Annotated in this window: 6 protein-coding genes; 4 read left to right on the forward strand and 2 right to left on the reverse strand. The window is 73.2% G+C overall.

The features are described 5' to 3' along the window. The first annotated feature begins 21 nt into the window (after positions 1–21). From ACF062_RS29030 to ACF062_RS29045, 4 genes are read left to right on the forward strand one after another with little or no spacing between them, the layout of a single operon-like run. Positions 22–10,017, forward strand: coding sequence for an SDR family NAD(P)-dependent oxidoreductase (locus ACF062_RS29030; protein WP_392142604.1), 9,996 nt, complete (start codon positions 22–24; stop codon positions 10,015–10,017). Between the two features lie 53 nt (positions 10,018–10,070). Continuing rightward, positions 10,071–11,864, forward strand: a complete 1,794-nt coding sequence (locus tag ACF062_RS29035; protein ID WP_392142605.1) for a carbamoyltransferase — start codon at positions 10,071–10,073, stop codon at positions 11,862–11,864. Further along, positions 11,861–13,579 (forward strand): hypothetical protein, encoded by a 1,719-nt coding sequence (locus ACF062_RS29040; protein ID WP_392142606.1) that lies wholly within the window; start codon positions 11,861–11,863, stop codon positions 13,577–13,579. The genes ACF062_RS29035 and ACF062_RS29040 overlap by 4 nt, the downstream gene beginning before the upstream one ends. Then, positions 13,576–15,117 (forward strand): hypothetical protein, encoded by a 1,542-nt coding sequence (locus ACF062_RS29045; protein ID WP_392142607.1) that lies wholly within the window; start codon positions 13,576–13,578, stop codon positions 15,115–15,117. The genes ACF062_RS29040 and ACF062_RS29045 overlap by 4 nt, the downstream gene beginning before the upstream one ends. An 83-nt stretch (positions 15,118–15,200) precedes the next feature. Here ACF062_RS29045 and rfbB read toward each other — a convergent pair whose 3' ends face one another. Further along, positions 15,201–16,175, reverse strand: a complete 975-nt coding sequence (rfbB, locus tag ACF062_RS29050; RefSeq protein WP_392142608.1) for a dTDP-glucose 4,6-dehydratase — start codon at positions 16,173–16,175, stop codon at positions 15,201–15,203. 10 nt (positions 16,176–16,185) lie between these two features. Next, positions 16,186–17,064, reverse strand: coding sequence for a glucose-1-phosphate thymidylyltransferase RfbA (rfbA, locus tag ACF062_RS29055; RefSeq protein WP_392142609.1), 879 nt, complete (start codon positions 17,062–17,064; stop codon positions 16,186–16,188). Positions 17,065–17,105: the final 41 nt, after the last annotated feature.

The following is a 17,105-nucleotide window of genomic DNA, read 5'->3' on the forward strand; positions in this document are numbered from 1 at the left end:
GCACGACGAGGGGTTTCGGACATGGCTGAGAAAGAGCAGGTCGTCGAGTACCTGAAGCGGGTGACGGCGGATCTCAAGCGAACCAGGGACCGTGTCCGAGACCTGGAGGAGGCCGAACGCGAGCCCATCGCGATCGTCGGCATGGGCTGCCGGTTCCCGGGCGGGGCCGGCACGCCCGAGGCCTTCTGGGAGCTGCTGCGCGACGGCGTGGACGCCATGAGCGACTTCCCCGCCGACCGCGGCTGGCAGCAGCCCGAGGGCGCCACCCGCCCGCAGGGCGGCTTCCTCGACACGGCCACCGAGTTCGACGCCTCCTTCTTCGGCATATCGCCGCGCGAGGCCCTGGAGATGGACCCGCAGCAGCGGCTGCTCCTCGAGACCTCCTGGGAGACCTTCGAGCACGCCGGGATCGACGTCACCGGCCTGCACGGCAGCAAGGCCGGCGTGTTCATCGGCGTCAACGGCGCCGACTACCCCGGCATGCTCAACCACGCGGGACACGAGTCCCTCGGCCACCTGCTGACCGGCAACGCCTCCAGCGTCGTCTCCGGCCGCATCTCCTACACCCTCGGCTTCGAGGGCCCCGCCGTGACCGTCGACACCGCCTGCTCCGCCTCCCTCGTGGCGCTCCACCTCGCGGCCCGCGCGCTGCGCTCCGGCGACTGCCCGCTGGCCCTCGTCGGTGGCGTCACCGTGATGGCAACCCCGGGCGTCTTCGCCGAATTCGGCAAGCAGGGCGGTCTCTCCGCCGACGCCCGCTGCAAGGCGTTCGCAGAAGGTGCCGACGGCACCGCGTGGGGCGAGGGCGTCGGTGTCCTGCTGGTGGAGCGCCTCTCTGACGCCCGCCGCAACGGCCACCGCGTGCTCGCCGTCGTCCGGGGCACCGCGGTGAACCAGGACGGTGCGTCGAACGGCATGACGGCGCCGAACGGTCCGTCCCAGCAGCGGGTCATCCGCGAGGCGTTGGCGAGCGCGGGTGTCGGCGCCGCGGACGTGGACGTGGTGGAGGCGCACGGTACGGGGACGTCGCTCGGTGACCCGATCGAGGCGCAGGCGCTGCTCGCCACGTACGGGCAGGAGCGGCCGGGTGGCCGGCCGCTGCTGCTGGGTTCGGTGAAGTCGAACATCGGTCACACGCAGGCCGCAGCGGGTGTCGCCGGGGTCATCAAGATGGTGCTGGCGATGCGGCACGGCGTCGTGCCGCCCACGCTGCATGTGGACGAGCCGAGCAGCCACGTCGACTGGGCGTCCGGCGCCGTGGAGTTGGCGACTGAGAAGGTCGCGTGGCCGGGGGAGGGGCCACGGCGCGCGGGTGTGTCCTCCTTCGGGATCAGCGGTACGAATGCCCACGTGATCCTGGAGCAGGCGCCTTTGGAGACCGCGGGCCAGGAGGCCGGGAAGCCGGTTCCCGGGGTGGTGCCGTGGGTGCTGTCCGCCAAGTCGCCCGCCGCGCTGCGCGCCCAGGCGGCGCGGCTGCGCGAGCACGTCGAGCGGGACGTCGACCTCGCGGGAACAGCGGTCGCGCTGGCCACCACCAGGACCGCCTTCGAGCACCGCGCCGTCGTCCTGGCCGAGGACGCCACGGGCTTCGCCGCGGCCCTCGACACCCTGGCGGACAAGGGCACCGCGGGCCGCCACCTGGTCCACGGCACGGCGCGGCCCGGCGCCAAGACCGCCTTCGTCTTCGCGGGGCAGGGCGCGCAGTGGGAGGGCATGGGAGGGCAGTGGTACGAGCGGCTGCCCGCGTTCGCCGCGGCGTTCGACGCCGTCTGTGCCGCCGCCGACCCGCAGCTCGACGTCCCCCTGGCCGACGTGGTGCTCGCGGGCTCCGCCGGACGCTCCTCGGACCACGCGGACCTGATCCACCGGACCGGCTACACCCAGATCGCCCTCTTCGCCGTCGAGGTAGCGCTGTTCCGCACCCTGGAGGCGTGGGGCGTGCGCCCGGACGTCGTCCTCGGCCACTCCATCGGTGAGATCGCCGCCGCCCACGTGGCCGGGGTCCTCTCCCTGGAAGACGCGGTCACGCTGGCCGTCGCCCGTGGCGCCCTCATGCAGCGGCTGCCCGAAGGCGGCGCCATGCTGGCCCTCGACGCCACCCGGGCGCAGGCCGAGGCATGGCTGCGCGCCCTGCCCGAGCAGCACCGGGAGCAGGTGGCCGTCGCCGCGGTCAACGGTCCCTCCGCCGTCGTCGTGTCCGGCGCGTCGGACGCCGTGGACCAGGTGGCGGAGGCCGCCGCCCGCGCGGGCAGGCGCACGCGCAGACTCCAGGTCAGCCACGCCTTCCACTCGCCGCTCATGGAGCCGGTGCTCGACGAGTTCCGCTCCGTGCTCACGCGGCTCACCTTCTCCCGCCCGGCCGTCCCGATGGTCTCCACCGTCACCGGCAGGCTCGCGGCGGACGACATCACGTCCCCGGACTACTGGGTGCGGCACGCCCGCGATGCCGTCCACTTCCAGGACGCCGTGCGCGCCGCGGAACCACGCGTGGACGCCTTCCTGGAGATCGGCCCGCACGCCGTGCTCACCCGCCCCCTGGAGGAGAGCCTCTCCGAGGGCCACCGCGCCACCGTCACCTCCGTCGCCCACCGCGAACGGCCCCTCGTCGCCGCCCTGCTGCGGGCGGTCGGCGCCCTGTGGACCGGCGGCGCCGACGTGGACTGGCGCGCGCTGCTGCCCGCCGTACCCGCGGTCCAGGACCTGCCCACGTACCCCTTCGAACGGCAGCGGTTCTGGCCCCGCGTCCCGCCGCGCCGCGCGGGCGACGTGAGCGGGGCGGGCCTCGCCGGGCTCGACCACCCGCTGCTCGGCGCCGCCGTCAGCGTCGCCGACGGCGGCGCCGCGGGCGGCTCCGTCCTCACCGGCCGCGTCTCGCTCGCCACCCACCCCTGGCTCGCCGACCACGCCGTGGTGGGCGCCGTGCTCCTGCCGGGCACCGCCTTCGTCGAACTCGCCCTGCGCGCCGGGCAGAACGTGGGCTGCGGCCACCTCCGCGACCTCACCCTGGAGACCCCGCTCGTCCTCGCCCCCGAGGACGCCGTGCAGATCCAGGTCGGCGTCGGCGCCCCCGACGACGAGGGCCACCGCCACGTCGTCGTGCACTCCCGCATCGAACCGTCCGACGACGGCACGAGCGGCGTCGAGACCGAGTGGATCAGGCACGCCCAAGGCGTCGTCGCCCCCGCCGTCCCGGGCCCCGACGCCGACGACTTCGGCGCCGTCACGGGCGCGGTGTGGCCGCCCCGCGGCGCGGCCCCGGTCGAGACCGAGGACTTCTACCCCGCCCTCGCCGAGCAGGGCTATGCCTACGGCCCCGCCTTCCAGGGGCTGCGCAGGGCCTGGCGGCGGGACGGTGACTTCTACGCGGACGTGGAGCTGCCCGAGGGCGCGGCGGACGACGTCACCGGCTTCGGCATCCACCCGGCCCTGCTCGACGCCGCCCTGCACGGCATCGGCCTCGGCGGCGTGGTCGACGACGCCGAGAACACCTCGCGGCTGCCGTTCGCCTGGTCCGGCGTGCGGCTGTGGGCGAGCGGCGCCCGCACCGTCCGCGTCTGCCTGACGACCACGGGCACCGCCGCCGTACGCGTACGGATCGCCGACGCCACGGGCACCCCCGTCGTCGGCATCGACGAACTCGTGCTGCGGCCCGTCTCCCAGACCCCCGTCGGCCCGCGGCGCGCGGTCGTCGCGGAGTCGCTGTTCACCGAGGCCTGGGAGCCCAGGAAGGCGGTCGCGCGGGACGCCGCCGCGAGCGAGGCCCCGCGGCTCTGGGGCCCGGACACCTCCCTCGACGCGCTGACGGGCGCCGACACCGTGCTCCTCGACTGCGCGGGGGACGGCGGCACCGACATCCTCGAAGGGGTACGTGCCCACGTGGGCCACGCCCTGGCACACATCCACGCATGGCTGGCGCACGACGCCTCGGCCTCCGCCCGGCTGACCGTCCTGACCAGGGGCGCCGTCGAGGTGCACCCCGGCGAAGGCGCCGACCCGGTCCAGGCCGCCGTGCACGGCCTGGTGCGCTCGGCACGCTCCGAGCACCCCGAACGGTTCGCGCTGCTCGACCTGGCACCCGGCGCCGACCCCGCCGACGTCCCCTGGCCCGCCGTGGGCGCCGCCCTCGCCGACCAGGAGACCGAGATCGCGGTCCGGGGCGGCGACGTCTTCGTGCCACGCCTGGTGCGTACCGCACCCGACGCCGAGGCCCCGGCCCCCTGCTCCGGGCAGGGCACCTTCCTGGTCACCGGTGGCACCGGCGTCATCGGCTCCGCCGTCGCCCGCCACCTGGTCACCGCCCACGGCGTACGCGACCTGGTCCTCGCCGGGCGGCGCGGCGCCGACGCGCCGGGAGCCACCGGACTCGCCGAGGAGCTGCGCGCGGCCGGCGCCGAGGTGCGCCTCGCCGTCTGCGACGTATCCCAGCGGTCCGAGCTGGCCGAACTCATCGGCTCGCTGCCCGAGTTGCGCGGCGTGGTGCACGCGGCCGGCGTCCTGGACGACGGCATGGTCACCGCGCAGACCGCCGAACGCCTGGACACCGTCCTGCGGCCCAAGGCCGACGCCGCCTGGCACCTGCACGAGCTCACCAAGGAGCGGGACCTCGATCTGTTCGTCCTCTTCTCCTCCGCCGCCGGCGTCTTCGGCTCCCCGGGCCAGTCAAACTACGCGGCCGCCAACACCTTCCTGGACGCGCTCGCCCGGCATCGCCGCGCGTCGGGCCTGCCCGCGCACTCGCTGGCCTGGGGCCTGTGGGCCGACATCAGCGCCATGACCGGCACGCTCAGCGACACCGACCTGGGCCGGCTCGACCGCGGTGGCCTGCGCGCCTTCAGCGCCGACGAGGGCCTCGCCCTGTTCGACGCCGCGGTACGGCTCACCGCGCCGGTCGCCGTCCCCGTACGCCTGGACCTGCGAGGCCAGGCCGACCCGCCCGCACTGCTGCGCTCCCTGGCCAGGCCCGCCCCGCGCCGTGCGGCGGCCGCCCCCGCGGCCGTCTCGTCGGCCTGGCACGAACGGCTGCTCGGCCTGCCGGACGCGGAGCGCGTCGCCGCGCTCGTGGACCTGGTGCGCGAACACGTCGCCACCGTCCTCGGCCACACCAGGCCCGAAGACATCGCGCCGGAGCAGTCCTTCGACGCCCTCGGCTTCGACTCGCTGACCGCCGTCGAACTCCGCAACCGCCTGGCCGAGTTCACCAAGGTCCAGCTGCCCACCACCCTCGTCTTCGACTACCCGAGCCCCGAGGCGCTGGCCGGCTTCCTCGACGAGGCGCTGGCAGGCCCCGCCGAGCGCGGCGCACACGCCGTACGGGCGGGGGCCACCGACGACGACCCCATCGCCATCGTCGGCATGGCCTGCCGCTACCCCGGCGGCGTCGGCTCCCCCGAAGAGCTGTGGGACATGGTCGCCGGCGGCCGCGAGGGCATCGGAGGCTTCCCCGCCGACCGCGGCTGGGACCTCCAGCGGCTCTACGACCCCGAGCCCGGCCGCACCGGATCGACGTACGTCCGCGAGAGTGGATTCCTGTACGACGCCGCCGAGTTCGACGCGGGATTCTTCGGTGTCTCGCCGCGCGAGGCCACCACGATGGACCCGCAGCACCGCCTGCTCCTCGAGACCTCCTGGGAGGCCATCGAGCGCGCGGGCATCGACCCGACGAGCCTGCGGCGCAGCAGGACCGGCGTGTACGCGGGCCTGATGCACCACGACTACGTGGCACGGCTCCAGGAGATCCCCGAGGAGATCGCGGGCTATCTCAGCAACGGCACCGCGGGCAGCGTCGCCTCCGGCCGCATCGCCTACACCTTCGGCTTCGAGGGCCCCGCCGTGACGATCGACACGGCCTGCTCCTCCTCCCTCGTCGCCCTGGACATGGCCGTGTCCGCGCTGCGCGGCGGCGTGTGCGACCTGGCGCTCGCCGGCGGCGTCGCCGTCATGGCGACCCCCGGTGTGTTCACGGAGTTCGGGAAGCAGGGCGGCCTCGCCCCCGACGGCCGCTGCAAGGCGTTCGCCGACGGCGCCGACGGCACCGCGTGGGGCGAGGGCGTCGGTGTCCTGCTGGTGGAGCGCCTCTCTGACGCCCGCCGCAACGGCCACCGCGTGCTCGCCGTCGTCCGGGGCACCGCGGTGAACCAGGACGGTGCGTCGAACGGCATGACGGCGCCGAACGGTCCGTCCCAGCAGCGGGTCATCCGCGAGGCGTTGGCGAGCGCGGGTGTCGGCGCCGCGGACGTGGACGTGGTGGAGGCGCACGGTACGGGGACGTCGCTCGGTGACCCGATCGAGGCGCAGGCGCTGCTCGCCACGTACGGGCAGGAGCGGCCGGGTGGCCGGCCGCTGCTGCTGGGTTCGGTGAAGTCGAACATCGGTCACACGCAGGCCGCAGCGGGTGTCGCCGGGGTCATCAAGATGGTGCTGGCGATGCGGCACGGCGTCGTGCCGCCCACGCTGCATGTGGACGAGCCGAGCAGCCACGTCGACTGGGCGTCCGGCGCCGTGGAGTTGGCGACTGAGAAGGTCGCGTGGCCGGGGGAGGGGCCACGGCGCGCGGGTGTGTCCTCCTTCGGGATCAGCGGTACGAATGCCCACGTGATCCTGGAGCAGGCCCCCCGGGACACCGCGGGCCAGGAGACCGGGAAGCCGGTTCCCGGGGTGGTGCCGTGGGTGCTGTCCGCCAAGTCACCTGCCGCGCTGCGGGCCCAGGCGGCGCGGCTGCGCGAGCACGCCGTCGCGCCGGACGTGGACCTGGCGGGGACGGCCATCGCGCTGGCCACCGGCCGGACCGCCTTCGAGCACCGCGCCGTCGTCCTGGCCGAGGACGCCACGGGCTTCGCCGCGGCCCTCGACACCCTGGCGGCCGGGGACGCTCCCGGTGACGACGCCGTGCTCGGCACGGCGCGCGGGGCACTCAGGACCGCGTTCGTCTTCCCCGACCGGGCCGAAGGGCTGCCCGAGGCGGCACGCGAACTCCTCGAAGCCTCACCGGTGTTCGCCTCCACCATGGCCGAGTGCGCCGCTGCCCTGGCCCCGCACACCGGATTCGCGCTGCTCGACGTCCTGCGTGAGGAGCCCGCGCGGCTCACCGACCCGGCCGTCGCCCACCCCGTCCTGTGGGCGGTCACGGTGTCGCTCGCCGAGATGTGGTCGGCCGCGGGCATCACCCCCGCCGCCGTCGTCGGCATCGGCGGCGGCGAGATCGCCGCGGCCTGCGCCGCCGGCATCCTGTCCCGCGCCGACGGCGCACTGCTCGCCGCCGAGCGGGGCCGCCTCCTCGCCGAGCACCAGCCCGAGCACGAGTCCGGGCACGAACCCGTGGCCGTGCGTGACGTGACGGCCCGCGCCCCGCGACCCGACGCCCCGAGCGAGCGGTCGACGGCACCGGCAGGCCGGATCACCACGGGCGACGCACGCATACGGATGTACTCGGCCGCCACCGGGTCACGCCTCGGAGCCGAGGACCTGGACGCGACGTACTGGCACGACACCCCGCGCGAGCCCGTCAGGCCGGACGCCGCGGTGAAGGCGCTGCTCGGCGACGGCGTCGAGGCCATCGTCGAGCTGGGCACCCTCGTCTCCCCGGAGACGACCGCCGCCGTCGAGGAAGCCACGGCCGCCGACGGCCCCGCCCTCCTCGTCACCGCCGCTCTACGGGACGCCCACGAGGGGCGCCCCGCACCGCTGTCGACCGCCGCGGCACTGTGGGCACGCGGCGGCACCGTCGACTGGACGGCCCTGCTCGACACCTCGGCGCGCCCCGCCGACGTACCCACGTACGCCTTCCAGCGCCGCCGCTACTGGCTGGACGTCTCCGCACCCGCGGGCGACGCGGGCACCGTCGGGCTCACGGCGGCCGGCCACCCGCTGCTCGCCGGCGCGGTCGAGCCCGCGGACAGCGACACGGCCCTGCTCACCGGCAGGCTCGCACGGGCCACCCACCCCTGGCTCGCCGACCACGCGGTCGCGGACACCGTCGTACTGCCCGGCACCGTCCTGCTCGACTGGGCGCTGTACGCGGGAGGCAGGCTCGGCTGCGCCCAGGTGGCCGAACTCGCCCTGGAAGCGCCGCTGGTCGTGGACCCCCACGCCGCCGTGCACGTCCAGGTCCAGGTCGGCGCGGCGGACGAGGCGGGTCTGCGCACCCTGACCGTGCACTCCCGGCCCGAACCGGGGGCCGGCGAGGAGGCGGGAGAGTGGACGCGCCACGCCCGCGCCGTCGTCGCGCCCGTCCCGCACAGCCCCGTGGACACCACCGGGTTCCGCGTCCTGTCCGGAGCCTGGCCGCCGCCCGGCGCCCAGGCCCTCGAACCGGCCGCGCTCTACGCCGCCCTGGAGGAGCGGGGCCACTTCCACGGGCCCGTCTTCCGCGGCCTGCGCGCCGCCTGGCGCAGCGGCACCGACCTCTTCGCGGAGGTGACGCTGCACGACGAGGCCTCCGCCGCGGCGCACGGCTTCGGCGGCCCGCACCCGGCCCTGCTCGACGCCGCGCTGCACGCGCACATCGCCGAGCCTCCCACGGACACGGACACGGACACGTACACGGACACGGACGCGGACACGGGCGGCGCGCGGGTTTGGCTCTCCGCCGGCTGGGGCGGGGTCCGGGTCCTGGACGCCACGGGCACCACGAGTCTTCGCGTACGGCTGTCCGACGCGGGCGACGGCGCGCTCGCCCTGCACCTGGCCGACACCACCGGACGGCCGGTCGCCGAGGTCCGCGAGGTGACCATGCGGGCGGTGCCCACCGCCGGCTTCCGGCGCGCAGAGGACACCGAGGCCCGCACCCCGCGCACCCCCGCCCGGCAGCCCACCGACCGCCCCGCGCAGTCGGGGCGGAACGCCGTCGCACGGATCCTGGCCGCCGATCCCGACAAGCGGGCCCGGCTCGTCGAGGACCTCGTCCGCACCGAACTCGCCGCGGTCCTCGGACACGGCGACGCCGAAGTCATCGACGTGGACGCCGACTTCCTCGACCTGGGCGTCGACTCGATGGCGGGCATCGACATGCGCGCCAGGCTCGGCTCCCTGCTGCGCCTGGAGCTCCCCGCGGCCACGCTGTTCGAGCACCCGACCACGGCGCTCCTCGCCGCGCACCTGGTCGACCTCGTCGGCACCGCACCCGAGCCGGACGACGCGGGCACCACCGGCACGGCACCCGCCGCCCCCGCATCGCCGTTCGACAGCCTGGAGGCCCTCTACCGCCAGTCCTACGCCCTCGGCACGGCGGGCTCGACCGGCATGGACCTCATCCAGGCCGCGGGCAGGCTGCGGGCCGCCTTCGGCTCCGAGGACGCGGCGGAGCAGGCGCAGGAGCCGATCCGTCTCGCCAGGGGCGACGCGGACCGGGCGGCACTCGTGTGCGTCCCGGCGATCACGGCGACCGCGGGCCCCCTCCAGTACGTCGGTCTCGCCCAGCGGATCGAGGGCGAACGCGACGTGATGGTGCTGGTCAACCCGGGCTTCGTGGAAGGGCAGTTGGTGCCCGGCTCGTTCGAGGCGTTCCTCGACGCCCAGGTCGAGGCGCTGCGCTCGGCCGTGGGCTCGCGGCCGTTCGTGCTCCTCGGGCACTCCGCGGGCGGGCTGATCGGCCACGCGCTGGCCACGCGTGCGGAGCGGGCGGGGCTCACCCTCGTCGGCACCGTCGTCCTGGACACCTTCCAGGCCGGCACGGAGTTCTCCGCCGACCTGAGCCGGGCCATGATGGAGGGCCTCTTCGCCCGCGAACACCTCTTCGGAAGCGGCGCGTTGAGCGGCGTACGACTCAGCGCCATGGGGCATTACCACACGCTCATGGACGAGTGCGAGATCGCGCCGACCGAGGCTCCGACGCTCTTCGTACGCGCCGAGGACCCCCTGAAGCACCAGGCCGACGGCTTCGACGACGAGAGCTGGCGGGCCTCCTGGTCGCTTCCGCACACGCTGGTCACCGCACCCGGCGACCACTTCACGCTCATGGAGGAGCACATCGGCGCGACCACCGCCGCGATCCGCGCCTGGCTCGCGGAGCGTGGCATCTGAACCACCGGTCGGCACAGGGCAGTTCGCCCACCCCTTTCATAGGAGACAGCGCAGTGATAGTTCTTGGTTACAACGGGTTCTCCCGCGCCGCCGAGCTCTTCGGCAAGCTCTACGGCTATACGCAGGACAGCGTCGACCGGCACAGCTTCCTCGGCCACGACGCGGCCGCGTCGCTGTTCATCGACGGCAAGCTGGTCGCCGCCGTCGAGGAAGAGCGCATGAACCGGCAGAAGAAGACCACCGCCTTCCCGATCAACGCCATGCGCTGGGTCCTCGGCCAGGCGGGGATCGACTTCGCCGACGTCGACTACTACGCCTTCGGCTGGCGGTTCACCCCGGAGTTCGCCGACGACGCCATCTCCAAGCTCGCCGGGGCGCCGATACCCCCCGAGTACAAGTTCCAGGCCATCTCCGGCTTCGGCGAGCTCTACACCGGCATGCTCGGCAAGACCGCCATCCTGGAGGACTTCGCCCGCAACACCGGCCACGAGCTGACCGAGGACAAGCTCATCACGGTCCCGCACCACCGGGCACACCTCGCCTGCGGCCGCACCTTCGCCGGTTTCGAGGACGCCGCCTTCCTCATCAGCGACGGCCAGGGCGAAGCGGACAGCGCCATCATGGGCGAGGTCCGCGACGGCGAGGTGAAGGTCTTCGAACAGTTCACGATCGACTCCCGCAACTCGATCGCCCAGCTCTTCGCCGAGATCACGCGGTATCTCGGATTCACCCCGAACAACGACGAGTACAAGGTCATGGGCCTCGGCGGGTTCGGGCAGCCGCCGGCGCGGGAGGACAACCCCCTCCTGAACCACGTCATCACCTTCGACGGCCCCGGGCGCTACGCGCTGGCCCTGGCCGACGACCCGCGCGGCCCCCGCGCCTACCTCCCCCTCTTCGACGAGATCTTCGGCGGCAACGACGACAACCGGGGCGAGTTCGAATTCCAGGTCCGGGTCGCGAGCGCCGCCCAGCAGGCCCTCGAAGTGGTCACCGCGCACCAGCTGCGCGCCCTCGCCGACGTCACCGACCTGCGCGACCTCATCTACGAGGGCGGTGTGGCGCTCAACTGCGTCAACAACACCAAGCTGCTCGAGGAACTGCCCTTCGAGCGCGCCGAGGTCAGCTTCGGCGCCAGCGACCCGGGTGTCTCCATCGGCGCCGCCGCCCACGTCGTCCGCGAGAAGAACGTCCCGATCGTGCCGGTGAAGACGCCCTACCTCGGCCCGGAGTACACCGCCGAGGAGATCGTCGCCACCCTGGACGGCTACACCGACCGGGTCACCTGGGAGGAGTACGCCGACGGCGCGATCGTCGCGAAGACCGCCGAACTGCTCAGCGGCAAGACCGTCATCGGCTGGTTCCAGGGCCGCACCGAGTACGGCCCGCGCGCGCTCGGCAACCGTTCCATCCTGGCCAACCCGTCACACGCCGACATGAAGGACGTCATCAACACCCGCGTCAAGCACCGCGAGCCGTTCCGCCCGTTCGCCCCCATCGTCCTGGAGGAGAACGCGGCCAGTGTCTTCGAGCTCGGCAAGAAGCAGCGCTCGCCGTACATGACCTTCGTGTTCCCCGTGAAGCCCGAGTACACGGAGAGGATCGCGGCCGCCACGCACGTCGACGCCACCTCGCGCATCCAGACCGTTACGGACGACAGCAACCCCCGACTGGCCGCGCTGCTGCGTGAGTTCACCGCGCGCACCGATGTGCCGTGCCTGGTCAACACCTCCTTCAACGTCGCGGGCGAGCCGGTCGTCTGCTCCCCGAAGGACGCCGTCGAGTGCTTCCTCGGCACCGACATCGACTACCTCGTCCTCGGCGACCACCTGGTCACGAAGCGATGAGCGCACCCACCGGAATCGCCTGGCGCGCCCGTACGGCGCTCGTCCTGGAAGCGGTAGGGGCGGCGGCCACGGTCGGCCCCGTCCTCGCCGTCATCGAGGTGTGCAGGGAACTGCTCGACGGCGACCCCGACGGGGGCAGGATCGGCCGGCTCGTCCTCCTGGTCGCCGCCGCGGCGGTCGTCGGATTCGTGGCCCAGCTGGCGGGTCGCGTCCTGAGCAAGGAGGCGGGGGCGCGCACCCAGTACGCCCTGCTCCTCGCGGTCACCGGCAGGCTGCGCGGCGCCCATGCCGCCCGCCCGCTGCACGCCGCCTGGCAGGAGCACGGCACCACTCTGGGCCGTGACATCCACTCGATGGGCGTGATGGTCGGCCGGGCCGGATCGGAGCTCCTCTCGGCCGTCCTGGTCTTCGTCCTGTCGATCGGCTATCTGTTCTGGGTCGACTGGCTGATGGCGCTCATCACCCTGGCGCCGATCCTGCTGGGCTTCGCCGTCTTCGGTTTCATCTCCGCCCGCTTCTTCAAGGAGATGGCGACCGACTACGCGACGAGCATCGGCGGCATCGACGCCGTGCGGCCCACCCTCACCCTGCCCCAGCGCGTCAACCCCGTGGGCACCCGGGCCGACACGGCCGAGGCCACCCGTACCTCGGCCCGCAGGCTGGCCGACGTCACCGACGAGTTCAGCGAGTTCTTCCGCGTACGCATCGGCTCGCTGCTCGGCGGCCGCGCCCTCGCGGAGATCGCCTTCTCGCCGCTGACCGTGCTCGTCTTCGTGCTGTGCGGAGGAGCGCTGCTGATCCGCTCGGACTCGCTGGCGCCCGCCGACCTGGTGCCGTTCCTGCTCCTCGGCGCGGGGCTCGCGGCGCCCCTGCTGGCCATCACCTACTTCCTGGAGGAAGTGGGCGAGGGCAAGAAGGCGGCGGCGCGCCTGACGCAGTTCGCCACGGGGAGCGCACCGGCAGGACCCGGCGACGCGAAGCCGAAGTCCAGGCCGAAGGCGGACGCGGGAAAGGAGCCGGAGCCGCAGGAGGACCCGGGTCCCGCCGTCGAGCTGCCCGAGCTGCCGGAGCGGGGCGTGGTGACGGTCGTCGCCGCCACCGACGCGGACGCCGACGCGATCATCGACGGGATCACCGCACAGACCCCCGCGGAGCGGTTCGCCGCGGTCGAGGCCGACCCCGCGGTCGTCATCGGCGCGATCGGCGCGTACATCACCGCCGACCGTGCCGACGGCGATCCAAAGGAGGCCGAGCGGGCCGCGCGCGCCGCCGGCTGCCACGAGTCGATCGCCGCGCTGCCGCGCGGCTACGACGCGATCGTGGGCACCGAGGCCCCCCAGTCCTACCCCGAACTCCAACGGCTCGCGCTCGCCCGGCTGCTCGCCGCCGACCGCGACGTCGTCCTGCTCGACCAGCGCGCCTTCCCCGGCGACCCGGACACCCTGCGGACCGCGGTCACCGGCTTGCGGGAGCGGGCCTGTGTGGTCGTCGTCGCCACCGGTCCGCCGGTGGTCACCGACGGGCGGTTCGTGGTGAGCGAGGCGGGAAAGGTGGTCGCGTCCGGCACCCACGAGGAGCTGGCGGGACCCGGCGGACCGTACGCCGGACTGTTCGACCCGGCCCGGGACGCGCGGCTCGCCGCGGGCTCCGCGGCCCTTTCCACGGCGCCCGCGCGATCCACCGGAGGCGCGGCGTCCCAGGAGGTGGCCCGATGAGGCCCGTACTCGCTCTCTTCCTGCACGCCACGGGGCAGCGGGCGCTGCGCTCGCTCTGCCTGTTCCTGCTGGTCGGCTCCGTGATCCAGGGCGTCGCTTTCGCCCTGGTGGTGCCGGTCACCGAGGACCTGCTCACGCCCGGCGCGGCGGTGCCCTGGACCTGGATCGGCGTCATGGCCGCCGCCGGCGTGGTGTACGGGGTGCTCCACCACCGCAGCGTGCCGATGGGCAACGACCTGGGCGCCGAGCTGGTGACCACCCTGCACAGGGCGGTCGCCGAGCGCACGCAGAAGCTGCCCAACCGGGAGCTCGACGCGAGCCACTCCGACCGGCTCGCGGCGCTGGACGGCACCGCGGTCGTGGTCCTGATGGGCCTGCCCGCCCACGTGCTGCGCCCGGCGGTCGCGGCCGTCGCCACCCCGCTGACGGTGATCGTCATCAGCGCCTTCTTCGACGTACGCGTCGCGCTGACGCTGGCCGGGGGGCTGGCTGTCCTCGCGCTGTGCTCCCTTCTCGTGGCCCGGCTGCTCGTGCGGCGCGAGGAGCCGGACGGGGCGGAGTGGCTGCGGCGGAGCTACGGAAAGCCGGGCACGCCGCACTCCGGCGGCCACGTGCTGCCCGCCACCGGCGAGGTGCTGCTGTGGCGTGTGGTCGAGCTCGCCGCCTGCGCGGCGGTCGGTGTGTGCGCCTGGCTGGCCGCCGGCGACGACGGCCTGACCGGGACGGAGGGTGTCGCGCTGATCGTCCTGGCGGTACTCACCTACCGGCCCATGATGGAGGCCGTCCTGCTGACCAGCACCATCATGAACGCCCGCGAGGTGATGGCCGGCATCGGCAAGCTCCTCGGCACGCACGAGGAGAGCGGCGCGCGCGACGGCCGCCCTGCCGCCGACTGGCCCGGCAGCGCCGACGTCGTCTTCGACGGTGTGGGCCTGACGATCGAGGGCACGGCGGTGCTCGACGGGGTCTCCTTCGCGACCGCGGACGGCACCACCACGGCGCTCGTCGGCGCCCCCGACGGCATCCGGCTGCTCCTCGGCGACCTGCTGACCGGCGATGTCACCCCGACCTCGGGGCAGGTGCGGATCGGCGGCACGGACGTCGCCGCCCTCGCCCCGTCCGTGGTCGAAGGGCACATCGCCCGCGTCTCCCCGCAGGCACCGGGCCTCACCCGCGAGGAGGCGGCCCTGGTGCTCGGCTCCTTCCCCGAGGGGTCGGCGGAGCGGCCCGGCGTGCGCGAGGCGCTCGGCCGGCTGCGGGCCGCGGTGGAGGAGGAGGCGGCACTGTCCGAGCGGGACCGCTGGCGGCTCGCGCTGCTGCGGGCGCTGCGGGACGACCCGTCGCTGGTGGTCGTGGACGCGACCGCGGGCACGGACCCGTTCGTCGCCGACGCGCACCTCGCCGAGCTGCTCGCGGAGCTCACCCGTGACCGCACCTGCTGGCTGATCGCGGGCATCGGTGGTGAACTGCCGCCGTACGGCAGCCTGTTGGAGGTCACGGCTGCCGGTGTGACCCCGGGGACGCCCGCGCAGAGCTGACGGGCGCAACCCACCAGGACGGTGCCGGGCCGCAGCCGTGAGGCTGTGGCCCGGCACCGGCCGGGGTTCCGGAGCGGGGCGCGTTACGCGCCGTCCGCCCACAGGCCGTGGTGCTGCCGGTACCAGTCGACCGTCGCCGCGAGCCCGTCGTCGAACGGCACCGCCGGCTTGTAGCCCAGGGCGCCGGAGATCTTGGAGATGTCCATCGCGTACCGCCGGTCGTGGCCCTTGCGGTCGGTCACCCGCTCCACCATCGACGTGTCCTTGCCGAGCAGGTCGAGCAGTCGCCCGGTCAGCGCGCGGTTGGTCAGCTCCGTGCCGCCGCCGACGTTGTAGACCTCGCCGGGTTCGCCGCCCGCTGCGACCAGCGCGATGCCCTGGCAGTGGTCGTCGACGTGCAGCCAGTCCCGTACATGCGTGCCGTCCCCATAGAGCGGCACCTGCTGGCCGGCCAGCAGACGGGAGACGAACAGCGGGATTATCTTCTCCGGGTACTGATACGGGCCATAAGTGTTGGAACCGCGGGTGACGCAGACCGGAAGTCCATGCGTCCGCTGAAAAGCGAGAGCCATCAGGTCGGAGGAGGCCTTCGACGCCGCATAAGGGGAGTTCGGGGAGAGGGGCGCCTCTTCCGTCCATGGTGTCCCTTCGGCGTCGAGCGAGCCGTACACCTCATCGGTCGAGACATGCACGAATTTCCCCACGCCCGCCGCCAGGGCGGCGGTCAGGAGCGTCTGCGTCCCGAGCACATTGGTCCGTACGAACTCCTCGGCCCCGGAAATGGAGCGGTCGACGTGCGACTCGGCGGCGATATGCACGACGAGATCGCTGTCGCGCAGCACGTCGCGCATCAAGGGGGCGTCGCAGATATCGCCCTCCACGAAACGCAGCGAGGGATTGTCGAGAACAGAGGTGAGGTTTTCTTTCCGGCCCGCGTAGGTGAGCTTGTCGAGCACCACCACATCGGCTCCCGTGAGGGCTGGATATGCACCCTGCACCGCGTGCCTGACGAAATTAGATCCGATGAAGCCGGCACCACCGGTGACAACTATGCGCACTGGACGCCTTTCAGTCTTGACGGGCTTGTCGGGAAATCTCCATCAGATACTTTCCGTAATCGGTTTTCGCGAGCCGACTGCCGAGGTCGTAACAGGCCGTGGCGTCGATGAAGTTCATACGGAAAGCAATCTCCTCCAGGCACGCTATCCGTACCCCCTGACGCTGCTCCAGCGTCTGCACGAACTGCGAGGCCTGGAGGAGGGAGTCGTGGGTGCCGGTGTCCAGCCAGGCGAACCCGCGTCCCAGGTTGACCATCCTGGCCCTGCCCTGCTCCAGGTAGACGCGGTTCACATCGGTGATCTCAAGCTCGCCGCGGCGCGACGGCCGCAGGTTCTTGGCCACGTCCACGACGTCGTTGCCGTACACGTACAGGCCGGTGATGGCCAGGTTGGACCGGGGTGACGTGGGCTTCTCCTCCAGGGAGACGAGCTGCCCGTCGGCGTCCACCTCGCCGATGCCGTACCGCTCGGGATCTCCGACCGAATAGCCGAAGAGGACGCAGCCGTCGACGTTCCGAGTCTCGGCCTGGATCATTCTGCCGAGGCCGGGACCGTGGAAGATGTTGTCGCCGAGCACCAGCGTCACGGCGTCATCGCCGATGAATTCCGCGCCGATGATGAATGCCTCGGCGATGCCATTCGCCTCCGCCTGCTCGGCGTATTCTATGCTCAGACCGAGCTGACTGCCGTCCCCGAGCAGATCGCGGAACGTGCCCAGATGCCGTGGCGAAGAGATGACAAGGATTTCCTGTATGCCGCCCAGCATGAGTGCCGAGAGCGGATAATAGATCAGGGGTTTGTTGTACACCGGGAGTATCTGCTTCGACACGGCGTACGTTAACGGGTAGAGCCGGGTGCCATTGCCCCCGGCCAGAATGATGCCCTTCATGCGGCCAATATCTCCGTAAACGACTGGGTGGACTGGACGTT

The organism is Streptomyces sp. NPDC015345 (assembly GCF_043078805.1).
In the GTDB taxonomy this organism is placed as follows: domain Bacteria; phylum Actinomycetota; class Actinomycetes; order Streptomycetales; family Streptomycetaceae; genus Streptomyces.

Excerpts from the sequence above, each read along its gene's own strand:
- ACF062_RS29030 (WP_392142604.1), top strand. The coding sequence starts at position 22 with ATGGCTGAGAAAGAGCAGGTCGTCGAGTACCTGAAGCGGGTGACGGCG.
- ACF062_RS29040 (WP_392142606.1), top strand. The coding sequence starts at position 11,861 with ATGAGCGCACCCACCGGAATCGCCTGGCGCGCCCGTACGGCGCTCGTC.
- ACF062_RS29045 (WP_392142607.1), top strand. The coding sequence starts at position 13,576 with ATGAGGCCCGTACTCGCTCTCTTCCTGCACGCCACGGGGCAGCGGGCG.
- rfbA (WP_392142609.1), bottom strand. The coding sequence starts at position 17,064 with ATGAAGGGCATCATTCTGGCCGGGGGCAATGGCACCCGGCTCTACCCG.